Source organism: Providencia sp. 6390, assembly GCF_058148425.1.
The window spans coordinates 40348-64692 of record NZ_JBYVYL010000012.1; the positions used below are offsets into that span (position 1 = coordinate 40348).

Sequence of the window (24345 nt, forward strand, 5' to 3'; positions counted from 1 at the left end):
TGTTAAATGAAAAAACGAATAAATCGATTTTATACCACTGAGTTTAAGCAAGAGGCGGTCGCATTAGTCACCGAGCAAGATTATAGCGTCCCAAAAGCGGCAGCTTCTTTAGGGATCACCGATAAATTACTTTATAGCTGGAAAGCAAAATTTGACGCTGAGCAGTCTGGTAGCAGATTGAATTCAGATGAAAGAGCTGAGCTATTAAGGCTTCGAAAAGAAAATAAAGAACTTAGGATGGAGAAAGAGATCCTAAAAAAGCCAGCGCCCTCCTGCTAAAAGAAACCAAGTAGCGTTTAAAACGATTAAGCAATTATCTTCACAGTTTCCCGTGCTGAAGCTCTGCAAGTTAATGAAAACGAGTCGTTCTGCCTATTACGCTTGGCTTAAACGCCCTGCAAAATTAATCACCGCAGAACAACTTAGCCTGTACCGCAGAGCTAAAGTTATCTTTGAACAGAGTCGAAATAGCTTAGGTTATAGAACGTTACATAAACGGTTATGTAAAGAGGGCTTTAACGTGAGTGCTTATGGCGTTCAAAGGCTAATGGCTCAGCTTGGTCTAGTCGTTACTCAGCGTGTTGCTTATAAAGTTACCACAAAACGCAAACACAGTAATGCCGTAGCCTGTTGGGATAACGCCGTTGTTGAACGATTTTTTGGCAGTTTAAAACACGATTGGGTACTTAAAATCCCACAACCGACTCGGAAACAGATGAAAGAGAAGGTTATCGCGTATATGCGCTATTACAACCTAGAAAGGCTTCATACTGCCAACGGTGAGCTATCACCCATTGAGTATGAACAAAATTCCTTAAGAAAAGTGTCCTAATTTTGTTGTGCAGAACAGGTTTGGCCGCCCGAATTTTAGCGTCAGTCAGTGCCATAGTGAGCTTCCTGAAAGATAAAATGGGTACAAAATTCTATCGAACTAGTGTATACCCGCAATTGTACCCACGCAATGGGGTTGATACGGGTAGAATCGAGTTGAATTCAGTTGAGTTGAAACTTTGGGTGAGTTTTGATTTTAGCGGGCTTTACAAACAAAAACAGACGTCGGTTGACGTCTGTTGACAATAAGGTGGTGCCCGGACTCGGAATCGAACCAAGGACACGGGGATTTTCAATCCCCTGCTCTACCGACTGAGCTATCCGGGCAACGAGGCGTATTAAACCTGATTTCACTGTGGGAGTCAAGGCAGATCCACAAAACTTTCTACCGGATGCGCTTTTTTTCAACATGTTAGACAATGATTGAGCAAGATGAATAATAAAAAAGCAGAAAAATAAAAAAACACTCGTAAACAAGATGTTTAAACGAGTGTTTTTTATACGACCGACAATAATTGCTAACGGCGATAGTTTTTCTGTGCCTTATTTACCTTGATTAGGTAGTTACGAGACTCTGCAGCTGGGTGTTTGGTTGACAGCGTTTCATAAACATCGCCGGGCTCCAAATTGTTGATTTTCACTGCTGCTTGCTTTTTATCATTGTGGAAGACTCTCAACACGCTGCCTGCGCCACCATTATAAGCGGTGATCACGGCATAGCGCCGCGAGGTTGGGTTTTGGATATCACCTAGATAGCTGTTTTGTAGGATAGCTAGATATGCAGTACCTGTATCGATATTTTGCTCAGGATCGAAGAGGTAGTTACGGCTCGGTACGCCAGATTTACCTTGTGAACGGAAAACATCTTTACCCGCCGTATTTGGCATGATCTGCATTAATCCTAGCGCATCTGAACGACTGACCGCATAAGGGTTAAAACTCGATTCAATTTGCATAATTGCTAAAATAAGGGATTCTTCAACGCCATATTTAGCGGAAGCTTTTCTTATAAATGGTAAGTATTTGTGGGCACGTTTGTCTAAGTGGTTAGGGACTAACTGCATGGTGACAGCCCAGATAACATTCATACCCGACTGGCGACGTTGCAATTTGTTAGTCACTAGGTAATCTGCATATTTAGTTGCGCGCCATTCCCAGCGAATTGCTTCACCTGTATTATCTAATACCTGCCCAAACAGAAAGGGTTCTTTGCTGTGTGGAATATCATTAATGTCAGAATACAAGTCAATAGAATTAGGATCATCACCCATCAATAGGGTTGTGACAATGGCTTTCTTGAGGTGCTCTGAGGGCTCAATGGCAGAGATGGTTTCTATTGTGATAGTACCCGCATCAAAATTAATATGACTACGTGTACGATATTCATCGGTATATTTAACATAGTCTTTTGGTCCTGCAATAAGGACTTCTTTGATCCCCCATATGTTTTCAATATTATGAGCAAATTGGCCCATAAGGATATCGAACCCATTGGTGTCTTTGACATAGTTGGGATTATAATCAGACTCTTTATTACTGGAGCAGGAGATCAGTAAAGGCACCAGCAGCGTTAAGGCGAGCAGTTTTTTCATATATTCCACAGTATTCAAAAAGCGGCCTACCAAAAATGTCGGTAGACCAAGCAATTATTTTTCAGGTGTGTAGCCGTCGATATGAATATCGTGTCCTTCAAAGAGGAACTTAATCATCTCTTGCTCAAGCATTTTACGATCATCAGGATTCATTGTATTAAGTTTTTTTTCATTGATTAGCATGGTTTGCTTTGTCATCCATTGAGCCCATGCTTCTTTTGAAATTTCATTAAAAATACGTTTTCCTAGTTCACCCGGATAGAGTTGAAAATCTTGCCCATCAGCATCACGTTGTAAAAAAGTACAAAAAATAGTTCTACTCATTATTTTTTCCTCAAAATATCAGGCGGTACGGCAAGCTGTTGAAGTAAGCTTTCAACCGGCGCTGCGAGGCCGATTGTTGCACCGAGATTTAAGTTATACCAAAGTCCTTTGCCTTCATCCATGGCTGAAGTAAATGCCTGAATATTAACTTTAACAGGAATAATATCCAGATGAAAATGGCTGAAAGTGTGGCGAAACGCAATTAATTGTTCTGGAGCGTCATGATGGATCCCTGATTGAGAGAGCCATTCGTTCATCAATTGTTGGGTTTCAAATTGAGGGAAAGCGAACAGTCCCCCCCAGATACCAGAAGGTGGGCGTTGCTCAAGCCATACTTGGTTTTTATGTTGCATAATCAAAAACCAAGCTGTTTTTTCAGGGACCTTCTGTTTTGGCTTTTTACCCGGATAGTTTTGCCATGAATGATTAGCGTAAGCTATACAGCCAAAATTCAGTGGGCATAGCTCACATTTCGGCTTGCTGCGAGTGCAAACCATAGCGCCAAGATCCATCATTGCTTGGTTAAAAAACTGAACTTCTTCATTAGGTGTGACGTCAGTACTGATTTCCCACAAACGGTTTTCAACTTCTTTTTTCCCTGGCCAGCCATCAACTGCATAGCAGCGAGCCAATACTCGCTTGACGTTGCCATCCAGTATTGGATAGTGCTGTTGTTGAGATAAGGAAAGGATTGCTCCTGCGGTTGAGCGGCCAACACCGGGTAAGGCGACAACATCATCAAATGTGGTGGGAAATTTACCTTGAAATTTTTCAGCAATAACTTTAGCGGCCTTATGCAGGTTCCTCGCGCGAGCGTAGTAGCCTAAACCCGTCCACAAATGGAGTACTTCATCTAATGGGGCATCTGCCAGTGCTTTCACATCAGGAAAGCGGCTGATAAATTTTTCAAAATAAGGGATAACGGTACTAACTTGGGTTTGTTGTAGCATGACTTCAGATAGCCATACATGATAAGAGGTCTTTTCTTGTTGCCATGGCAACGTTTTACGACCGTATTTGTGATACCAGTTAAGCACGGCGGGTGAAAATTGTTGAGCTTCCATTGAGTATATTGTTTTTATTAAGTCGGTTGAAATCAGTGTTAGTCAGGATTGCAACATAGACAAGACAAGCTGTAAACCGCTTATTGTGTGGTTGAGTGTAAAGTTATCCAATTTTCACCTGCAACCTTGGTTGAGTTTTGGTAAACTCCTTGCTCTTTCTATAAAGCCTGTATTATTAATCGTTTTACTAACTCGTTGAAAATAGTAGGCGGATAGAGTCATTTTGGGCATATTTACTTGATTAGGCAATTAATTCTCAGAACTTTTATATTATGATCAATAACGTCATTTCCCCTGAATATAATGAAGAAGGGCGGGTTATGCGCCGCGTTCGCAGTTTTGTCCGCCGCCAAGGTCGCCTGACGCAACGCCAAGAAGATGCGCTACAAAGTGAATGGGAGGCAATGGGCATTGATTTTGTCCCACAACCTTTCGATTTTACTGCTGTATTTAATAACGCAAACCCAGTTGTATTAGAAATTGGGTTTGGTATGGGCTCATCTTTAGTCACTATGGCGGCACAAAACCCTGAAAAAAACTTTCTGGGGATTGAAGTTCATGCGCCAGGCGTTGGGGCATGTCTCGCATCGGCTAAAGAAGAAAATGTGACCAATTTGCGCGTGATGTGTCACGATGCAATTGAAGTACTGGATACGATGATCCCAGATGGGAGCTTATCGATGGTTCAGTTATTTTTCCCTGATCCATGGCACAAGGCGAAGCATAACAAACGTCGTATTGTTCAAACGCCTTTTGCTGATAAAATCCGCACTAAGCTTGCGGTAGGTGGTGTTTTCCACATGGCGACAGATTGGCAGCCTTATGCAGAGCATATGCTAGAAGTGATGACAAATGCTCAAGGCTATAAAAACCTATCAACAACAGGGGATTATGTCCCTCGCCCTGAAACACGACCAGAAACAAAATTTGAAAAGCGCGGCCAGCGGTTGGGGCACGGTGTATGGGATTTAATGTTTGAGAGGACAAAATAATGGCTAAGCAACAACGCAGTCGTCGTTTACGCAAAAAATTACGTATTGATGAATTCCAAGAGTTAGGTTTCATTGTTAAGTGGAGCTTTGAAGAGGGCACGCCAATCGAGGAAGTTGATCGTGCGGTTGATGCGCTGATTGCAGAAGCGATTGAGCCAAATGGGTTAGCTTTTGAAGCTAGTGGCTATATGAGCTGGGAAGGGATCGTTTGCCTGCAAAAAATTGGTAAATGTACTGAAGAGCACCGCGCAATCGTTGAAAACTGGCTGAAATCAAAAGGCATGAAAGACATCGTTGTTTCAGAGCTATTTGATGTTTGGTGGGAAGAGTAAATTCAGAACTTAACATTAAGCAGGAAAACTGTAGTGATCCTGTTTTGTTAGCAGCTTCAAGGCATCCTTATAGGGTGCCTTTGTTTTCTGGAGTGAAGTGCAGTGAGCAGTCAATTTTCCAATCAGCTACTGAACGATATTTTAGACCAAGTGCGGCCTTTAGTGGGCAAAGGCGCAGTGGCGAATTATATTCCAGCGTTAGCCAGTGTATCACCTTCTCAACTCGGGATCGCAGTAAACACCGCCGATGGTGAAGTTTTTATGGCTGGTGATGCCGAAACCCGTTTTTCGATTCAATCCATATCAAAAGTACTTAGTTTGACATTGGCAATGACGCGCTATGAAGAAAAAGAAATTTGGAGCCGCGTCGGTAAAGAGCCATCAGGTCTGCCATTTAACTCGTTAATTCAAATTGAAATGGAAAAGGGCATTCCTCGTAACCCTTTTATTAACGCAGGAGCGATTGTAATTGCTGATATGTTGCAGTCACGTTTAAGTGCCCCTAAGCAGCGTATGTTAGAGTTTGTCCGAAAGTTAGCCTGTGAACCGGATATTAGTTATGACACGACCGTCGCTCGCTCGGAGATGGAACATGCCAGTCGTAATGCAGCAATTGCCTTTTTGATGAAATCATTTGGTAATTTTGAGAATAATGTACTTACAGTTCTCGAAACTTACTTTCATTATTGTTCTCTAAGTATGAACTGTGTAGAGCTTGCACGCTGTTTCTCTTATTTGACTTCTCAAGGGATGTCATCATGTTCAGTCGACCCAATTATTACACCGTTACAATCACGGCAAATTAATGCCTTAATGATGACTTGTGGTATGTATGATGGATCTGGTGAATTTGCTTTTCGAATTGGCATGCCAGGTAAATCAGGGGTTGGTGGAGGGATTGTTTGTATCGTACCGAATCAGTTTTCCGTTGCGGTATGGGCGCCTGAGTTAGACTCAGCGGGCAATTCACTGGTTGGTTGTGCTGCACTCGAATTATTATCAAAACGCATTGGTCGTTCTGTATTTTAAGTATCATCAATAGGAGTTACTATGTTACGCCGTACTTTAATTGCATTTTCACTATTGGCTTGTGCTACTAGCCAAGCTGCTGATTATAAATGTTCTGTGACGCCTAAAGACGATATATTTATGACGCCTGCGAACATTCAGGTTGTTGGGCGCAATGGTGATCTGAAAATTACCCCTAATGGCGATGTGACCCTAAATGGTCAAAATGTGGCGATAACGGAACAACAAAGGCAACAAGCTATTCGTTACCAAACTGCCGTCCGTAACGATATCCCATGGATCAAACAAGAAACGCAAAAGAAACTTTCTGCTTCACGCAATACTTTAGATAAAGTGGTGATCCGCGTGATTGGTGATGACAGTAATGTACGTAAGCGTTTAACTAAACTTGAAGGTGATCTTAATGGGCAAATTAATCAGGTAATTGAGACACGCGCTGATGGTTATGCTTTTCATCATCAAGCCATGAATAAAGTTGAAACTCAGGGTCGTCAATTAGTTAATGATAGCTTAGGGGGCATGCTACAAGACAGCATCAATGAGATGGGGCGTAAACAATTGCTTTCTGGTGGTGATAGCAGTAAAGCATTGCAAGGTTTATTAGGTAACTTGGGTGGTTTACAGCAAGATCTCGAGGCAGAATGGAAAAACCAAGAGAACAATTTCCAACAGTTTGGTCAACAAGTGTGTGGCAAAGTGACGTCTTTAGAGCAACAACGTGTTTCGTTAATGAAATCAATTAAATAGCTATTGCATATGATTGACAGAAGGCAGTAAGGTTTACTGCCTTTTTGTTAAGAATAAAAGTGTGATGCTCTAATCAATAATAAGAATCCAAATGAAATTGATTCTTATTTGATTGACTTATCGATTAGTCTCCCTAGAATGCGTGTTTGGCTTAGCGACTAATTGGTACTGTTAATATGAAAAAATTCATTCCTGCTGTCCTTGTTTCTTTACTCTCTTTTTCCACGCCATATGCACTGAGTGCTGAATCAACCACATTTACCCCTAATGCAGTGATTGCTCAGGGCTCTGAAAAACTGAACATCAAGCATTTATCAGGTGAAACTGAAGTAGCTAAAAAACCACAAAAAGTGGTGCTGTTTGATTTTGGTATTTATGACTCAATGCAGAAATTGGGGCTTGGCGATAAAGTAGTTGCTTTGCCAATGGGGAACGCACCTGCTTATATTAAAAATAGTATACCTGCGACAATGCAGAATGCAGGTGGAATGAAAGAGCCTGATTTAGCTAAAATTGCTGAATTAAAGCCTGATTTAATTGTGATCACAGGTCGCCAAGGCAAATCTTATGAGGCGTTATCAAAGATCGCCCCAACAGTCAATTTAGGCACTGATAGCAAGCACTATATTGATTCGGTAAAAGCGAATATCAAGTTAATTGGTGATTTGTATGGTGACCAAAAAGCGGTTGACGCTCAGTTAGTTCAATTAGATAAATCGATTACTGCTGCTCAAGATAAAGCGCAAAAGTCACAATCCAAAGTATTGGTTCTGCTGCATAACGACGGTAAATTGATCCCTAATAATCAAAGCGTTGTTTATGATGTCGTTCAAGTTCAGCGCGCTGAGTTGCCTGAAGTGGCTGAAGCAGATAAATCAAAACGTCGCATAGTGGATACTAAAACCATCGCTCAGGCCAACCCTGATGTGATTTTAATTGTTGACCGTAGCGAAGCTATTGGCGCAGGTAAGTTAGATAAAACAGTTTTTGAAGATCAAAATATTCAAGAAACTAAAGCCTATAAAAATGGCAAGATCACTTATTTGCAATCTGACTTATGGTATTTGTCAGGTGGTGGTTTAGTTAGCTTAACCGAACAGGTCGATGCGGTTGCTAAAGCGTTATAATGACAATAAAAACCCGCTTTAACCGCGGGTTCTTATTATTCTTCGTCAAGAAACAGCTCTAATAATGAGTTTAAAAACAATTTACCGTGTTCAGTAATTTGCCACTCATATTCAGTCTCAGAGATATAGCCTTTATGTAATGCTTCATCCAACGCTGCCCTAACGGTGGATTCAGGTAATCCTGTATAATCACTAAACTCGTTTCGCGGCATGGCTTCTAATAGCCTAAAACGGTTCATAAAATATTCAAATGGTAGGTCTTCTGCGGCAACATTATAAGATTGCTGCAAATAGCGCCCTTCCATGTATCCACGTGGATGTTTGGTTTTAACTGTGCGCAAAATATGCCCATCAGCACATGTCACTTTGCCATGAGCACCACAGCCTATCCCTAAATAATCGCCAAAACGCCAATAGTTTAGATTGTGTTGGCATTGGTAGCCTGGTTTTGCATAAGCAGAGGTTTCATACTGTTGATAACCCGCAGCAGTTAATAGCTGGTGACCTTGAGAATAAATCTCCCACAAGGTGTCATCATCAGGCAGTGTTGGGGGACGTGAGCCAAACTGGGTATTGGGCTCAATGGTCAATTGATACCAAGACAAATGAGGAGGGGATAACTCTATTGCTTGGCGCAGATCTGATAAGCCTTCATCACGAGTCTGGGATGGTAACCCATGCATCAAATCTAAGTTAAAACTACGCAGATGGAGTTCGGTGGCTAATTTAGCTGCTCGTTTAGCCTCTTGTGGGCCATGAATGCGCCCAAGGGCAATTAATTTATCATCGCCAAAACTTTGTACGCCGATGGAGATACGATTAATACCTGCCGCTTGATAGCCAGAAAAACGTTCGGCTTCAACCGTTCCGGGATTGGCTTCCATGGTAATTTCGGCTTGTGGATCGAGATTTACGCGTTGACGTACTCCATCCATGAGCATTTGCATTGACTCAGCAGTTAATAAACTAGGAGTACCGCCACCGATAAAAATGGTTTTAACTGAACGATCGCCAATTAATTCAACATCGTTATCGAGATCTTGCAATAGATGCTCAACATACTCTTTCTGGGGAATTTCCCCTTTCAGAGTATGCGAGTTGAAATCACAATATGGACACTTTTGTACACACCAAGGAATATGGATATATAAACTTAATGGTGGCAACTTAAGCATTTTTAAGTGCATCCAGTAGCATGGCTAACGCTTTTCCTCGATGTGAAACCGCTTGTTTTTCTGCTTTGCTCAGCTCCGCTGAGGTGCAATTAAGCTCTGGCACATAAAAAATAGGATCATAGCCAAAACCACCTTGCCCACAAGGCTCATGAGTGATAAAACCGTGCCAACGTCCATGAAATACTAGTGGGGTTGGGTCTTCTGCATGGCGTAAGTAAACTAATACACAATTAAATTGAGCCTGACGTTGATTGTCAGGCACTGATTTCATGGCATCCAATAACTTATACAAATTTTGCTCATCAGTGGCTTCTTCTCCCGCATAGCGTGCAGAGTAGATGCCCGGTGCACCACCAAGCGCATCAACAGAGATCCCTGAATCATCGGCAATAGCAGGGAGACCGGTTTGCTGAGCTGCATGGCGCGCCTTTAAGATTGCATTTTCAATAAATGTTAGCCCTGTTTCTTCCGCAGACTCAACACCTAGAGATGTTTGGGCGACAATGTCCATCCCAAAATCACGTAATAGGTCTGCAAGCTCATTCACCTTCCCCGGATTACCGGTTGCTAAAACCACTTTTTGCATTGTTAATAGCTCTTATTACATCACACCAATTGAATAGAGAATGCCTGTTAAGGTTGGGTCTATCATCAGTGATACATCCAAACGTAAATAATTCAGTGCAATCAAGATAAACATCACAATCATTGCAGAAAAATCTAATCCACCCATCGCTGGAATAATGCGACGAATCGGTGCCATTAATGGCTCTGTTAATTGATATAGCAAATAATCGATAGGGTTACGACCTTGGCTAACCCAACTCATGATTGCCCTAATTAATATCATCCAAAAAATTAATTTACCGATATAAGTAAGCAGTAAAATAATGCCAATGGGTATGATAGTGATCCCCATAATTGGCAGCGTATTTGTCGCCCAAAGGCTAAAAATAATACTGGCAATCGCTAAGACAAAGGCAACAACTACCGAAGCACTATCAATCGGACCAATAGCGGGTATAACACGACGTAATGGTGTCACGATAGGCTTAGTGGCTTTAACCACAAACTGTGAGAACGGGTTATAAAAGTCAGCGCGTACCCATTGCATCCAAACGCGTAGCAGTAGGACAAAAATATAAAGTTGAATAACGGTGGTCACAACAAAAAGTAAGGTCTGCATATCTCGTCCTGCTATTAATTAAAAAAGTTTTTCCATTTCTTCTGCCCGTGAGATCGCACTTTGCATTGCTGCGGCGACCGTCTGCGGAAGGTTGTTTTCATAAAATTGCGCTAATGCCATGGCAGTTGTACCACCTTTGGAGGTGACTTGTTCACGCAAGGTCGAAAAGGCAGTTTCATTTTGTGATTTAGCAAGTGCAACTGCACCTTCAGCAGCATTTAATACTAATTCATGGGCTTGCTCTTTGGTATAACCGAGATCTTCCGCTACTTGCTGCATTGATTCCATAAACAAAAAGAAATAAGCCGGAGAGCTACCTGTAATCGCAATAATATTATTTATTTCTTGCTCTTTTTGGCACCAAATTGTTGACCCTACGCTTTGCATTAATTGTTCTGCAAATTGTTTGTCTTCAGTGCTAACCGTGGTTTCTGCATAGAGCCCGCTGACACCTTTGCCCACTAGTGATGGGGTATTAGGCATGATACGAATCAAGCGTAAAGGCTGTGCTAAGTAATCATGATAGCGCTGCGCGGGGATCCCTGCGGCAATAGTTAACAGCAATTTTTTACTGAAGTCAGCCACATTTTGTAGTGGTTGGCAGACTTGTTCCATCATTTGTGGTTTTACTGCTAATACAATCACATCAGCTTGTTGTACCGCAGAGACATTGTCACTACTACTGATAATGCCGTATTGTTGCGCTAATTTGTCTCGACGGATCGGGGTGGGCGAGCAGACGGTGATCATGGAAGCAGGGTAACCATGGCTAACTAATCCTGCAATAATTGCATGAGCCATATTTCCGGCTCCAATAAATGCGATTTTGCGATGTTGCATGCTGTTTTCCTTATGATTTTTGATAGTCACGCGCACCAAAAATAGCCGTACCAATACGCACAAGGGTAGAGCCACAATGAATGGCGGCAGCCATATCATCGGTCATTCCCATCGAAAGGGTATCGACACTCGGGTAGTGTGCTTGTAATTGTTTATAAGCGCTTTCCATTTCGCGAAAGACTAAACATTGGCGTTCATAATCAGGCTCAGGTGCTGGAATGGTCATTAAGCCACGCAGTACTAAATGAGGTTGTTGGCTAACATATTTAGCGAGTTTATCCAGTTGTTCAAGTTGGATCCCTGATTTACTGTTCTCATCACTAATATTAATTTGGATTAATACATTTAATGGCGCTTTATCGCTAGGACGCTGATCATTAAGGCGTTGAGCGATTTTTTCACGATCGAGGGTATGAAACCAGTCAAAATGTTCAGCAACAAGGCGGCTTTTATTTGATTGTAATGGGCCAATAAAGTGCCAAACTAGATCAGGTGTATTAGCGAAAAATTGAATTTTTTCAACACCTTCTTGAACATAATTTTCACCGAACTGACGTTGTCCTGCTGCAATAGCCTCTAGAATTGCGTCACAAGGCTTAGTCTTGCTAACCGCAAGAAGTGTAATGTCATGTGAGGAGCGATGACATTCGGTGGCCGCTTGTTCAATGCGTGCTTTTACATCAGAAATATTACTTTGAATGGTCATTATTCTGTTCAATTACATTAGGTGGATAATCAACAATGCCACTAGTGTAAAGCATATTGCTTTATAACGGCACCTCTGCGTGCGTAGATTGACAAAAATTACACCACAAAGAGAACATTTATAGCTATAGGTGTTGATCAAACCAACTTTCTAAGATCACGACTGCGGAAGCAGAGTCTACTTTGCCTTTACTTAAGGCGCGGTAACCCCCTTGTTCAAACAAATCGGCTTTTGCGGCAACCGTTGAAAGGCGCTCATCGTGCAACTCAACTTTTACGCCAAAGCGGCCGTGAATACGGTTGGCAAAGTTACGTGCTTGGCTGGTAACGAGTTGCTCAGTGCCATCCATATTTAAAGGAAGACCAACAATAACTAATTGGGGCAGCCACTCCTTCAAAAGCTTTTCGATTTGTTGCCAATCAGGTCGACCATCATTGGCTTTAAGAGATGTTAAAGCGCGAGCAGTACCGGTAATTTCCTGACCAATAGCAACACCAATGCTTTTGGTGCCAAAATCAAAGGCGAGAAGCGTTCTGTTAGACATTATGCGTGCCCTGCTTGCATAGAAATAGTGCGAATGTTGATCCCCAATAAATTAGCCGCCGCTTGCCAGCGATCTTTTATTGGTGTGTTGAAAACTAGCTCGGGCGTTGCTTCGACAGTCAGCCAACTATTTTCCATGATTTCGTTTTCGAGTTGGCCTGGCTCCCAGCTTGCATAGCCTAAAGCAACCAATGATTGCATTGGATGACGTTCGCTACCGAGAGTTTCTAAAATGTCTTTAGAAGTGGTGACCATCATATCATCATTAAGGTGCAAGCTGGATGCAAATCCTTTGATGGGGGTATGGAGAATAAAACCGTGCTCTTCAGCAACTGGGCCACCAGCAATAACGGGTTTTTCTAAGTTACTGGCATTTGTATCAGTGGAAATCGTAATTTCTAATTTTTCCAACATGGTGCTGACGGAAAAGTCATCAATGGGTTTGTTAATGACGATCCCCATCGCACCTTTTTCATTGTGCTCGCACACATAAACAACTGATTGCTCAAAATAAGGATCAGTCAGGGACGGCATCGCTATCAAAAAATGATTTTGTAAGTTCATAAATGGGTTATTTATTGCCTACTTTGATCGGTTGATTAAGAAAAGGCCAGTGACAGCCTTTTCATCTTAAATAACAGCTTATTTTTTTATATCGCGCTCAATAGCATCCATTAACATACCTGTAATGGATACATCATAAGCGGCTTCGATTTCACGGGCACAAGTTGGGCTAGTGACGTTAATTTCTGTCAGTCTATCACCAATAATATCCAAACCAACAAAATAGAGGCCTTTGGCTTTTAAGGTTGGTGCAACAGCACGGGCAATTGCCCAATCACTTTCACTCAATGGACGTGCTTCGCCACGACCGCCAGCTGCAAGGTTACCACGCGTTTCCCCTTGTGCAGGAATGCGAGCAAGACAGTAAGGAACTGGTTCGCCATCAACCACTAATACACGTTTATCACCATCTTTGATTGCTGGTAGATAGTTTTGTGCCATGCAGTATCGGCTTGCGTGCTCAGTCAGTGTCTCAATGATAACACCTACGTTAGGATCATCTTGTTTTAAACGGAAAATCGATGCGCCGCCCATGCCATCAAGAGGTTTGAATATGACATCACCATGTTTCTGATGGAATTCACGTAGTTGTTTAGCGCTACGAGTGACGAGGGTATCAGGTGTTAACTCAGGGAACCATGCTGTAAACAGTTTTTCGTTACAGTCGCGTAGGCTTTGTGGTTTGTTAACAATTAAAGTACCAACTTGCTCAGCTCGTTCTAGAATATAGGTGGCGTAGATAAACTCAGTATCAAAAGGGGGATCTTTACGCATCAAGATCGCATCGAGAGAGCCAAGCGCGATATCTTGTTCAGACTTGAACTCGTACCATTTGCTTGGGTTTTCTTCGACGGTAACGATCTTAGTGGTTGCTCGTGCTTCACCTTGGTGCAAATAGAGATCATTCATCTCCATATAATGAATTTCATAACCACGACGTTGAGCTTCCAGCATCATAGCAAAACTAGTATCTTTCTTGATTTTAATGGATGAAATAGGATCCATTACTATACCGAGCTTGATCATTTTTTCTCCTTAACCTAGATCGCCTAGGCGCACTTGCAGTGCGGTGATTGCGGTTAGCGCAGTCGTTTCTGTTCTTAATACTCTAGGCCCTAACAAAATATCGGTAAATTGATAATTAGCTGTCATGGCGATTTCTTCTTCACTTAACCCGCCTTCAGGGCCGATTAATAGGCGAACTTTATTTAATTCAGCGGGCAATGTATTGATACTTTGTGTTGCCCTAGGGTGTAAGTTGATTTTAAACCCACCATCGTCTTCTGCGCACCATGCTTCAAGTGATTGAATTGGGCGAACTTGAGGGATACGGTTACGGCCAGATTGCTCACAAGCGGCAATAGCAATTTTTTGCCATTGTTGTAATTTTTTTTCAAGCCTTTCGCCGTCTAAGCGAACGCCACAGCGCTCTGACAACAATGGTGTAATAGTATTGACCCCAAGCTCTACAGATTTTTGAATGGTAAATTCCATTTTTTCACCGCGGGATATGACTTGCCCGAGGTGCAAATCTAACGGTGATTCTCTGTCATCAAATTGGCTACTGAGAATGTTGACAGAGACTTTCTTTTTACTTGCTTCTAATATTTCAGCGCTAAAAATTTGGTTCGTTCCATCAAATAATTCAAGTTGTTGGCCTACTGTCATACGAAGAACACGGCCAACATGATTAGCGGCATCATCGCCAAGAGCGATTGTGGTATTAGTTTGAAGTGGCTCAGGGTGATAAATGCGTGGAATGCGCATAATTTTTCCTTAAAAAATACAAGGTTATAAATACAGATAGCAAAATAAAATATGGGGTTTAAATCCCTAAATGCAAGGGGAGTGTTTAAGTTTATAGTGATTTGAACACTTTTTGTAGCCCACCTTGTGTGATATTGGTGGTGTGGATGAGTTTGATTAATTTAAAGTGAAAATTGATTATAAAGGATAAATCGATGATTAACATCGGAATTACTGTGTAGGGGGAGGGCTAATCACAGTTTATTATTGGTGTGTTACGAAATATGCATTATAGATAATTCGAGGTGTAGTTAGGTAGCTGAAGAGTGACTTGCACTAAGTAGGGATAAGTATTGAGTGAAGACAATCACCCTACATTTACAAAGGGTGCTGCAACTTGAAGAATGACGAATATTGCTCCATTAAAGGAATAAGGAGAATAAATGCTGTTTTCTGTTGGGCGGGTTTATCATAAGGTTATTCATAACATACCTGTTTTTCCTTTTAATTATAACGACAGCGTTATAACCTCATTTTTTTCAGTCCTAACCATGTGCCTAGACAACTTCTGTGTTGCAAACATAAAAGAAAATTATTTTTTCTTTTCTTTTGTCAATGCATGCCATTATCGGCTTTTGCTGCTGATTATTCTTATTCTATTATCGGCAAAGGTTACACAATGGCTGCTGAAACATATTCCTGTAAAATATTTACGTAAAGATAAAATCAGTATTATTTATAAAAAGTTGCTTCTTTTATACCTGCCTATTATCTTTTTTAATATATTATTAAACAATGAATTAATAATTATCATATTATTTACTTTCTTTTTTAATATCACGATTTGCTTATTTATCATTGATCTTAAAACAGGTTATTTACCCGATATACTTGTTTATCTATTACTCTGGGGTGGTTTGATATATCAAAGTTGTATAGCACAAGGTAATGTCGTTTCTGCCGTGTATGCTGTAGTGATTAGTTATCTTTCCATCATGCTAATCACTGCACTAATGGAAAAAGTCCGCCGACGCCCACAGATGGGGCGGGGAGATTTTAAACTCATTGCCGCTTGTGCTGCATGGTTGGGGATGATGGATTTGCCCTACTTTTTGGCCTTGGCTGCTATGTTTGGGATGATACATCATGGTTTTATTTATTATGTAAAAAGGCGCACAGAAACACTCAATACAATTCCATTTGGCCCTGCCATTGTACTGAGTGCGAGTTATTGGCTAGTTGCGCCATTACTGAATGTATTCACACTCAAAATGGCGAGTTAAAATTAATGATTTATTGCCACCAGTGAATTTAAAAACTGGTGCCATTTATCGGTATCACCTAAATAGTTCTGTAGTGGAACTCGTAACCATTTACCTTGTTGCTGTATTAATAACGTAGGGAAGCCCGAAGAGGCTGACTGAGCCAGCAATTGGCGGCTATGGTGAATATGATTTTCTAGATTATCACCCCCTTGTTGCTGGTAATCGTGTTGGTATTGCTCAATATCCAAACCTATTTCATGCGCGATTTCTAACAGCGTACTGGGATCACTAATATGACGACCAGAAACATAATGTGCATGTTGAGCGGCTTTCAACATAGTCAGTGCTTGATGTTGCTTATCTGCTGCAAGGATCGCTTGCAAAGGTGGCGCTGAATCAAGCACCAGATCCTGCTCATTTAACATTTCTAGGTATTCACTACCAAACACTTGTCCAGTCATTGCAGCAATACGTTTATCAGACTGCTTAATATGTTCACGGAATTGATTATCCATATGTAGGCGGGATGCACCGGCTAGCATTCCACCGCCATGGAGTTCTAACATGATATTAGGGTGGGCATTGGCAATCTCGATGAGTGGTGATGCACCATAACACCAGCCACAAAGCGGATCATAAATATAATGTAGGGTTATTTTATTCACGGCGTATCCTTAAATTATTATTATAAGGTTGGCTCATATGAGCCAGCCTCGATTATTTTACTGCGGCCACTGCATTTCGCCTTTGATAACTTTAGCACTCAGTTCTAGGCTAGATTTGTCATCAAGGTTAGGGTAAGCCGCTTCCATTTTACTGGTTAGCATTTTGGCATCTTTACTCTGTTCCGCCATTGCTTCAAATGTATTCAAATATTTCTGAGTAAAGGTTACTGTACCAAGATCCATTTTTGAATTGCCTGTATAATGCCCCGGTACAACGATTTCTGGTTTTAATGCCTGAATACCTTCTAATGTTTGCTGCCAATGTTGGCGAGACTGCTTAGTTTGGGTGTCAGCAATCCAAACATGGATGTTATCTGACACAACGACACCACCAACAACCGCTTTTAGTGATGGTACCCACACATAGGTGCGATCAGGGGCTGGGCCATCACTACCTTTAATGAGCAAGGTTTCACCATCAACAGTAAAACTATTACCTTGTATTACATCAGGCACGACTAGCGCTGCCGGAGCTTGGTCTTTAAGTACTTCACCCCAGTACGCCAATTTGCCATCTTTCGAGGCTTTGATGGCTTCAACCGTTTCTTTTGTTGCGACCACTTTTGCATCCGGAAATGCTTTAGTGATGGTATCTAATCCAAAATAGTAGTCAGGATCTGAATGGCTAATATAAATGGTGGTTAATGTTTTATTCAGTGCCTTGATTTTATTAACCAGCGCCTGAGCATCATTTTTTTGAAATTGTGCATCGATTAAAACAACTTCTTTATCACCGCTGATGATTTCAGAAGAAACAGGGAACACGCTGTTATTTCCTGGATTATAAACATCGAGCTTTAGATCCGCGGCCTGAGCAAATGAGGTACCCATTAGTAAGATTGTAGTGGCGGCTGCTGTGTGTAGTTTCATAATTTATTTCCAATTGTTGGTGAGTCGTTATCATCTTTCTGAAGTAGGTGTATATTAAATTGCAATAATGATGAGAAAAACGCCATAATGAGCAAATATTTGTTGCATAAATCGGTCAGATAGATGGATAGATTAACGGCAGTTCAAGTTTTTATTAGTATTGTTGAACAGGGCAGCATGAGTGCGGCTGCGGATAAACTCGACATGTCACGTGCAATGGTTACGCGTTATCTTTCTGAGATGGAACAGTGGGCTGGTGTGCGTTTGTTAAACCGTACGACAAGGCGGTTGAGTTTAACCTCTGCTGGGGAAAATGTTTATCAACAGGCACTTAAACTGAATGCAATTTCTCTAACGCTACCAGTACAACAAAAACATGATGCAAATGAGCTAACTGGATTGGTGCGTATTAGTTGTGCGCAATCAATTGCTAGCCAAGTGCTTTCAGTTGCGATCACTGATTTCCTTAAACTGTACCCTAATATGGCGATTGATCTCAGTATCACCAATAAAGCAGTCAACTTAGTTGAAGAGCGAATAGATCTAGCGATCCGTATTACTAACCAATTAGAACCTAGCTTAATTGCAAAGCCGCTATCAACTTGCCATTCGGTGATTTGCGCCGCCCCTTCTTTTTTAAAAGATAAAAAAATACCAATCAAACCAGAAGATTTAGCGCCATTGGAATGTTTAACTTATAACTTCTTTGGGCGTAGTTTATGGCGATTTGAGAAGGATGGAGAGCCTTTTTCTGTGCTGGTGGGGGGGCGATTAAGTTCAGATGAATCGGTATTTTTGTCACAAGCAGCGCTAAATGGTGCGGGTATTGCCATGCAGCCTTATTTATCTGTAAAGAAACACCTTGAGTCAGGAGAGCTCATTCAATTACTTCCTGATTACACGCCGCAGCCACTTGGTATTTATGCGGTCTATACTAGCCGACAAAATATGCCAACAACGTTAAGAGCCGTATTGGATTTTCTCGGTAATTGGTTTGCAACCTCAGAGTATTGGCTATCAGTGATGCAGCAGCGCAATACTTAAATCATGCTTAGTTTGTGCAAATGCATTTTGTAGATATTGAGTGAAAATATCAGACAGCTGTGATGAAGGCCGATGAATAGGTTTTATGAGGCTTACCGTAAATGGAATTGAAAAACTTAATGGTCGAATGATCAATTTACCCGATGATTGCTGGTGAAAATCTAACGCAGTAATTGGATTAACAATTGAAATACCAATACCTTTTAATGCCATTGCACAAATCGATGAAGCTGAATGGGTTTCCATCACCATTTTTCGTTCAATCTGCTGTTGCGCAAAGAGGGTATCAATGATTTGTCGATAGCTATCGGTCAGTGAAAGGCTGATAAAATTCTGCTGTTGAAAATCAGAGGGAGTCAGGAGCGCTTTTTTTTCGAGCGGATGACCGCTCGGCAAGACACAAACTTCATTCAGGGAGCCTAATGTGAGCTGTTCAGTACCCGGTGGGGTTTGCAAGTGTTCTGTTAATCCAAAATCATAGCGTTGAGCTGATAGCCACTCTTCTAAAATAGGTGATTCCTGTGGAATAACCGTCAAACTCACTTCAGGGTAATCTGCCATAAATTTTTGGCAAACATGTGGCAACAATGATTGTGCAAAGGCTGGCAAACAAATCACAGAGAGTTGGGCATTATCAAAACGGCGGATTGTTTGTGCTGAATTTTTTATACGCTCTAATCCATAATATGAACGCTCCACCTCTTCGAAAAACCTCAGTCCTTGAGTGGTTGGTTTTAAACGTCCTTTAATACGATCAAACAATTTAAATTGTAATAAATACTCAAGTCTTGCCAGCTCACGACTGATTGTTGGCTGTGAGGTATTCAATAATAGTGCAGCTTCAGTCAAATTGGGGGTAGTCATTACCGCACGAAAAATTTCAATATGTCGCCAAGAAAGTGTGTTCATTGCCAATCCTATATCAAAAGTGAATAGATTCTAGCAAAATGGATATTTTTTTTCCCGACTATTCTCTGAATAATAGAACATATAATAAAAATTGTTAGAGAATCTAAAATGACATCATTTGCAACCACCACAAGCCAATATTTAACCTCTGAAAATCTGCGTACTCTACCAGAGCAGTTTGGAACACCATTATGGGTGTATGACAGCTCAGTGATTATTGAGCGTATACAGCAGCTCAAAGTATTCGATACCGTGCGTTTTGCACAAAAAGCATGCTCTAATATTCATATTTTACGCTTGATGCGTGAACATGGAGTCAAAGTTGACTCTGTTTCACTGGGCGAAATTGAACGTGCATTAGTGGCTGGTTTTCAAGCCGGTCGTGAAAAATCAGAAATTGTGTTTACTGCCGATGTGCTTGATAGAGCAACGTTAGCTCGAGTGACAGAGCTAGATATCCCTGTTAATGCAGGCTCTATCGATATGTTGAGTCAAATTGGCGAACAAAAATCAGGCCACCCGATTTGGTTGCGTATTAACCCAGGCTTTGGTCATGGTCATTCACAAAAAACCAATACTGGTGGTGAAAACAGCAAACACGGTATTTGGTATCAAGACTTACCTGAAGCTCTCGAGCAAATCCGTCGCTATAACTTATCATTAGTTGGATTACATATGCATATTGGTTCGGGTGTTGACTACCAACATCTCGCCAACGTCTGTGATGCTATGGTTGAGCAAGTGGTATCATCAGGTGTTGATATGCAAGCTATTTCGGCTGGTGGCGGGCTATCAACGCCTTATCGTGAGCAAGATGAAGTAATTGATATTCAACATTATTACAGCCTATGGAACAGCGCTCGCCAACGTATTGAGCAACATTTAGGTCATACCGTTGAGTTGGAAATAGAACCGGGGCGTTATTTAGTGGCGGAGTCTGGTGTGCTGTTAGCAGAAGTTAGGGCTGTTAAACATATGGGATACCGCCATTATGTGCTAGTTGATAGTGGCTTTAATGATTTAATGCGTCCAGCTATGTACGGAAGCTATCATCATATTTCTGTGATACCTGCTGATGGGCGCTCACTTGAAAATGCGGTACAAAGAGAAAGTATTATCGCTGGGCCGTTATGTGAATCAGGTGATGTGTTTACTCAACAGGAAGGGGGGATGGTGGAAACCCGCTTATTGCCAGAAGTACAGATTGGCGATTATTTAGTATTCCATGATACAGGCGCATACGGTGCTTCGATGTCATCAAACTACAATAGTCGTCCATTATTACCTGAAGTACTACTGGTTAATGGTGAGCCAAAGTTGATCCGCCGTCGCCAAACTATCGAAGAGTTATTAGCCCTAGAAATTTAATTCTTTTCTATAATGGTAATGGGCACCGCCTTAATTGGCAGTGTCCACTATCTATTTTATTTCGCGTAATGACATTGATAATACAAATAATAAGGGTAAATACTGTTTGGCGCTCTTCGATTAAGTATTTTAAAAAGCATCTTAAGAAGTGCATCAAATATGGTTTAGTATTATCTTAATTCATTAGTAGTTTTAAGACTATTGATTAAGGCTTAGAATCACTATGATAATAGTGTACTAGCTGTTAACTATAATCGTTTCGTTTTAATCATTAATATTGAGCTTGTGTCGCAATGCTTGCTATCATTGCCATCATTGCTGAAGAAAAGAATAAGAAAAATATCACAAAAAACACAATTGAAACAATAAAGTAAATTAAACCAGCTCTATTCCACGTTTCTTGAACTTTCATGAATGTTTCGACTGAATCATAGTTGCCATTTCTCCAAGCCCATTCATTTCCTTTGAATCCACAGACAAACATCCAAATTAGATTGAATATTGGAATGAACATTAATAAAGGTAAGTATGATTTATTACCAAATCCCCAAATAATGTTGAACATGAAAGCTCCCCAGTTCCAACGTTTGATCTCTTGAGGAACTTCTTTACCAATATAAGACATTTTATATCTCCAGTTCTAAATATGATAATAATTGATTTCACTAGTCCGTAGTGAAAATAGCTGAGCATCTTAATATAAGAAATGTTTAAGTTAAATTTATTTATATAATAATAATGTTACTAAAGATGTAATTACTCTTTATTAGGAATATTTCAGGCCGATAAATGATGATTGGAGGGATGTTTGATTAAAAATAAAAAAACTAGCTCAATTTTAAGAGCTAGTTTTTGTTTAATTTAAATCATGTAATCAGGCTGCTTGTTTCTTTTTAGACTGCTTTTCTTGCTCGCTTTCAGTTTGAGGCTTTTTTGTGCTGGCAGTCCCCAATGCTTCAAAATCAAACTCATCAACATTGATGGTGCGTAGACGGCTGGCCTCAGCCTTACACAGAATATCTGCTTCTTCCTGTGTGATGATATTTTCAGGTAACATTTGCTCTGCCAATTTATCTAAGCGAGTGAAGCTGAATTTACGTTCTTTCAAGCGACAAATCCGCTCAAAAATAGGCTCTGCGGCGATGATATCGTACAGTGCCTGATTCACCAAACCATGCGGGTTATGTTCAGTTGGTGTTAAGTACTGACCACGACCGATTCTATCGCGAGTTTCAGATGGCTCCATCATTAACTGTGCTAGTTTATGATCAAGGCGATCTGATGGTGCTGACATTGCACGACCTGTAGGGAACAGCGTGAAACGCATCACCCCCGCGACAAATCTATTTGGGAAGTTCTTCAGCAAATCATCCATCGCTTTTTCAGATTCATATAAGCAATCTTCAACTGCCCATTTAACTAATGGTAGATCTGCTTTTTGACGGCCTTCATCTTCATAGCGTTTCAGTGTTGCTGTCGCTAAATAAAGGTGGCTAAGGATATCACCTAGGCGCGCAGAGATGCGTTCACGACGTTTTAGGCTACCGCCTAGCACAGCCATTGAAACATCAGATAGCAAAGCCAAGTTAGCACTTTGGCGATTCAACATTTGATAATAACGACGAGTTTCATCTTTTGTTGGTGCGTGACTACCACGACCATTGGTTAAGCCCAACCAGAAACTACGGCATTTATTACTAAATACATGACCAATATGACCAAATACGGCTTTATCAAATTTATGCAGGTTGTTTTCTTGTGCAGCCGCCATTTCTTCAAGCACATATGGATGGCAACGAATCGCACCTTGACCAAAGATGATCATACTGCGGGTTAAAATATTTGCCCCTTCAACCGTGATTGCAATTGGTGCACCTTGATAAGAACGACCAACAAAGTTGGATGGACCAAGACAGATACCTTTACCACCAGTGATATCCATTGCATCAATCACTGAGCGCTGTCCGCGATGGGTACAGTGATATTTAACAATTGCAGACAGAACTGCGGGTTTTTCACCTAACATAATACCAGAGGTAATTAAGGTTGAGGCTGCATCCATTAGGTAAGCGTTACCTGCGATACGTGCTAGTGGCTCCTCAATACCCTCCATCTTACCGATGGATAATTTGAATTGGCGACGGATGTAAGCGTAGGCGCCTGTTGCCATCGCAATACTTTTTAGACTACCTGTTGAGTTTGATGGCAAGGTAATACCACGGCCAACAGATAAACACTCGACTAGCATGCGCCAACCTTGTCCCGCCATTTTTGGACCACCAATGATATAATCGATAGGAACGAAAATATCTTGCCCGCGAGTTGGCCCATTCATAAACGGAATGTTGAGTGGGAAGTGGCGATGACCAATTTCAACACCGGGGGTGTTAGTTGGTATTAAAGCACAAGTGATGCCGAGGTGTTTTTCACCACCTAATAAGCGATCAGGATCTGACAATTTAAATGCTAAGCCAAGTACCGTAGCGATAGGGGCCAGTGTGATATAGCGTTTGTTCCAGTTTAAACGCATCCCTAAAACTTGCTCACCTTGCCATTCACCCATACAAACGATACCTGTATCAGGGATAGCGCCCGCATCAGAACCTGCCTCTGGGCTGGTAAGTGCAAAACAAGGGATCTCTTCACCAGTCGCTAGACCGGGTAAGTAACGCTTTTTCTGCTCATCAGTACCATAATGTTGCAACAATTCTCCTGGGCCTAAAGAGTTAGGCACGCCGACGGTGATGGCTAAAATACCCGATACACCAGCAAGTTTTTGCAGTACCTGTGATTGTGCATAAGCAGAGAACTCTAGACCACCGTATTCTTTTTTGATGATCATGGCGAAGAAGCGATGGTCACGTAAGTATTGCCAAACTTCAGGGGTAAGATCTGCCAGCTCATGACTCACTTCAAAGTCATTAACCATTCCGCAAACTGTTTCAACGGGGCCATCAATAAATGCTTGTTCTTCTGCCGTCAATTGAGGTTTTGGGTAATTATGTAATTTGTTCCAATCAGGTGCTCCGCGGAAAAGATCACCTTCCCACCATGTTGTTCCTGCGTCGATAGCTTCTTTTTCTGTGCTAGACATAGGCGGCATGACTTTTTGGAACATTTTGAGCGCGCGGGCAGAGAATAGAGATTGACGTACTGGTGTAAAAACAAAGGGGAATAACACCAATGCGACAGGTAATAACATCCAGTAGCTCCAAATACTTAACAACCCCATTACTGCGGTATAGGCAAGTAATAGAACAGTACTGAGAACCAGAGATGTTTTGTGATAACAAAGAACACCAATTAATGCGAGAAAGAGAATAATGCTGAGTAGGGTCATAGGGAAACTCCTGTCTACTTGTAAGA

Annotated in this window: 25 protein-coding genes, 1 tRNA gene and 1 pseudogene; 9 read left to right on the forward strand and 18 right to left on the reverse strand. The window is 41.3% G+C overall.

The genetic code is table 11. From position 1 onward, the window contains the following. Positions 1 to 6 precede the first annotated feature (6 nt). Positions 7 to 832: pseudogene (locus tag AC3Z9T_RS19930) on the forward strand (IS3 family transposase). A 250-nt stretch (positions 833 to 1082) separates the two neighbouring features. Here the strand turns inward: AC3Z9T_RS19930 and AC3Z9T_RS19935 are convergent. From AC3Z9T_RS19935 to mutY, 4 genes are all read right to left on the reverse strand, one after another. Further along, a tRNA-Phe gene (locus tag AC3Z9T_RS19935) sits at positions 1083 to 1158 on the reverse strand. Positions 1159 to 1349: 191 nt separating this feature from the next. After that, a complete protein-coding gene (gene mltC / locus AC3Z9T_RS19940) occupies positions 1350 to 2423 on the reverse strand; it encodes a membrane-bound lytic murein transglycosylase MltC (protein WP_490127832.1) in 1074 nt (357 codons plus the stop codon). Positions 2424 to 2477: 54 nt separating this feature from the next. Next, positions 2478 to 2747, reverse strand: coding sequence for an oxidative damage protection protein (locus AC3Z9T_RS19945; RefSeq protein WP_490127833.1), 270 nt, complete (start codon positions 2745 to 2747; stop codon positions 2478 to 2480). Continuing rightward, entirely contained in the window at positions 2747 to 3811 is a 1065-nt protein-coding gene (gene mutY, locus AC3Z9T_RS19950) for an A/G-specific adenine glycosylase (RefSeq protein WP_490127834.1), read from the reverse strand. Before mutY ends, AC3Z9T_RS19945 begins: the two co-directional genes overlap by 1 nt. A gap of 272 nt (positions 3812 to 4083) precedes the next feature. On the opposite strand from mutY, the gene trmB reads away from it, so the two are divergent. From trmB to AC3Z9T_RS19975, 5 genes are all read left to right on the forward strand, one after another. Further along, a complete protein-coding gene (gene trmB, locus AC3Z9T_RS19955; protein ID WP_490127835.1) occupies positions 4084 to 4803 on the forward strand; it encodes a tRNA (guanosine(46)-N7)-methyltransferase TrmB in 720 nt (239 codons plus the stop codon). Then, complete coding sequence (locus tag AC3Z9T_RS19960) at positions 4803 to 5135, forward strand: YggL family protein (protein ID WP_070926580.1); 333 nt, start codon at positions 4803 to 4805, stop codon at positions 5133 to 5135. Before trmB ends, AC3Z9T_RS19960 begins: the two co-directional genes overlap by 1 nt. A gap of 102 nt (positions 5136 to 5237) precedes the next feature. Beyond that, positions 5238 to 6164, forward strand: coding sequence for a glutaminase B (gene glsB / locus AC3Z9T_RS19965; protein WP_490127836.1), 927 nt, complete (start codon positions 5238 to 5240; stop codon positions 6162 to 6164). Between the two features lie 21 nt (positions 6165 to 6185). Then, on the forward strand, positions 6186 to 6911 hold the full coding sequence (locus AC3Z9T_RS19970; RefSeq protein WP_490127837.1) for a DUF2884 family protein: 726 nt from the start codon (positions 6186 to 6188) through the stop codon (positions 6909 to 6911). Positions 6912 to 7087: 176 nt separating this feature from the next. Continuing rightward, on the forward strand, positions 7088 to 8038 hold the full coding sequence (locus tag AC3Z9T_RS19975; RefSeq protein WP_490127838.1) for a siderophore ABC transporter substrate-binding protein: 951 nt from the start codon (positions 7088 to 7090) through the stop codon (positions 8036 to 8038). A gap of 35 nt (positions 8039 to 8073) precedes the next feature. On the opposite strand, the gene hemW is transcribed toward AC3Z9T_RS19975, so the two are convergent. The 9 genes from hemW to rsmE all read right to left on the reverse strand — a co-directional run bounded on the left by hemW (position 8074) and on the right by rsmE (position 14819). Beyond that, complete coding sequence (gene hemW, locus AC3Z9T_RS19980) at positions 8074 to 9213, reverse strand: radical SAM family heme chaperone HemW (protein ID WP_490127839.1); 1140 nt, start codon at positions 9211 to 9213, stop codon at positions 8074 to 8076. After that, the gene (locus AC3Z9T_RS19985; protein ID WP_490127840.1) at positions 9206 to 9799 is read right to left on the reverse strand and encodes an XTP/dITP diphosphatase; all 594 of its coding nucleotides are present in this window, start codon (positions 9797 to 9799) and stop codon (positions 9206 to 9208) included. The genes hemW and AC3Z9T_RS19985 overlap by 8 nt, the downstream gene beginning before the upstream one ends. 15 nt (positions 9800 to 9814) lie before the next feature. Beyond that, a complete protein-coding gene (locus AC3Z9T_RS19990) occupies positions 9815 to 10399 on the reverse strand; it encodes a YggT family protein (RefSeq protein WP_490127841.1) in 585 nt (194 codons plus the stop codon). Positions 10400 to 10417: 18 nt separating this feature from the next. Continuing rightward, positions 10418 to 11239, reverse strand: a complete 822-nt coding sequence (gene proC / locus AC3Z9T_RS19995) for a pyrroline-5-carboxylate reductase (RefSeq protein ID WP_490127842.1) — start codon at positions 11237 to 11239, stop codon at positions 10418 to 10420. A 10-nt stretch (positions 11240 to 11249) separates the two neighbouring features. After that, entirely contained in the window at positions 11250 to 11945 is a 696-nt protein-coding gene (locus AC3Z9T_RS20000) for a YggS family pyridoxal phosphate-dependent enzyme (RefSeq protein ID WP_490127843.1), read from the reverse strand. A gap of 124 nt (positions 11946 to 12069) precedes the next feature. Next, positions 12070 to 12489 carry a Holliday junction resolvase RuvX gene (ruvX, locus tag AC3Z9T_RS20005; protein ID WP_490127844.1) on the reverse strand — a complete coding sequence of 140 codons (420 nt, stop codon included), beginning with the start codon at positions 12487 to 12489 and terminating at the stop codon, positions 12070 to 12072. Next, entirely contained in the window at positions 12489 to 13052 is a 564-nt protein-coding gene (locus tag AC3Z9T_RS20010; RefSeq protein ID WP_490127845.1) for a YqgE/AlgH family protein, read from the reverse strand. The genes ruvX and AC3Z9T_RS20010 overlap by 1 nt, the downstream gene beginning before the upstream one ends. A gap of 78 nt (positions 13053 to 13130) precedes the next feature. After that, a complete protein-coding gene (gshB, locus tag AC3Z9T_RS20015) occupies positions 13131 to 14078 on the reverse strand; it encodes a glutathione synthase (protein ID WP_490127846.1) in 948 nt (315 codons plus the stop codon). 9 nt (positions 14079 to 14087) lie between these two features. Next, the gene (gene rsmE / locus AC3Z9T_RS20020) at positions 14088 to 14819 is read right to left on the reverse strand and encodes a 16S rRNA (uracil(1498)-N(3))-methyltransferase (protein ID WP_490127847.1); all 732 of its coding nucleotides are present in this window, start codon (positions 14817 to 14819) and stop codon (positions 14088 to 14090) included. Positions 14820 to 15241: 422 nt separating this feature from the next. Between rsmE and AC3Z9T_RS20025 the strand changes: the two genes are divergently transcribed. Beyond that, a complete protein-coding gene (locus tag AC3Z9T_RS20025; protein WP_490127848.1) occupies positions 15242 to 16081 on the forward strand; it encodes a prepilin peptidase in 840 nt (279 codons plus the stop codon). Between the two features lie 2 nt (positions 16082 to 16083). On the opposite strand, the gene AC3Z9T_RS20030 is transcribed toward AC3Z9T_RS20025, so the two are convergent. After that, positions 16084 to 16728 (reverse strand): DsbA family protein, encoded by a 645-nt coding sequence (locus AC3Z9T_RS20030; RefSeq protein ID WP_490127849.1) that lies wholly within the window; start codon positions 16726 to 16728, stop codon positions 16084 to 16086. Positions 16729 to 16785: 57 nt separating this feature from the next. After that, positions 16786 to 17658: an MBL fold metallo-hydrolase gene (locus tag AC3Z9T_RS20035; protein WP_490127850.1), complete on the reverse strand. Its 873-nt coding sequence runs from the start codon at positions 17656 to 17658 to the stop codon at positions 16786 to 16788. A gap of 123 nt (positions 17659 to 17781) precedes the next feature. Between AC3Z9T_RS20035 and AC3Z9T_RS20040 the strand changes: the two genes are divergently transcribed. Beyond that, complete coding sequence (locus AC3Z9T_RS20040; protein ID WP_490127851.1) at positions 17782 to 18702, forward strand: LysR family transcriptional regulator; 921 nt, start codon at positions 17782 to 17784, stop codon at positions 18700 to 18702. On the opposite strand, the gene AC3Z9T_RS20045 is transcribed toward AC3Z9T_RS20040, so the two are convergent. After that, entirely contained in the window at positions 18676 to 19611 is a 936-nt protein-coding gene (locus tag AC3Z9T_RS20045; protein WP_490127852.1) for a LysR family transcriptional regulator, read from the reverse strand. The two genes, AC3Z9T_RS20040 and AC3Z9T_RS20045, sit on opposite strands and share 27 nt — an antisense overlap. 108 nt (positions 19612 to 19719) lie before the next feature. Between AC3Z9T_RS20045 and lysA the strand changes: the two genes are divergently transcribed. Then, positions 19720 to 20979 carry a diaminopimelate decarboxylase gene (lysA, locus tag AC3Z9T_RS20050; RefSeq protein WP_490127853.1) on the forward strand — a complete coding sequence of 420 codons (1260 nt, stop codon included), beginning with the start codon at positions 19720 to 19722 and terminating at the stop codon, positions 20977 to 20979. A 271-nt stretch (positions 20980 to 21250) separates the two neighbouring features. On the opposite strand, the gene AC3Z9T_RS20055 is transcribed toward lysA, so the two are convergent. Both AC3Z9T_RS20055 and fadE read right to left on the reverse strand, forming a co-directional pair. Beyond that, complete coding sequence (locus tag AC3Z9T_RS20055; RefSeq protein WP_490127854.1) at positions 21251 to 21604, reverse strand: ribonuclease G; 354 nt, start codon at positions 21602 to 21604, stop codon at positions 21251 to 21253. 249 nt (positions 21605 to 21853) lie between these two features. Further along, positions 21854 to 24319, reverse strand: coding sequence for an acyl-CoA dehydrogenase FadE (gene fadE, locus AC3Z9T_RS20060; protein ID WP_490127855.1), 2466 nt, complete (start codon positions 24317 to 24319; stop codon positions 21854 to 21856). Positions 24320 to 24345 lie beyond the last annotated feature (26 nt).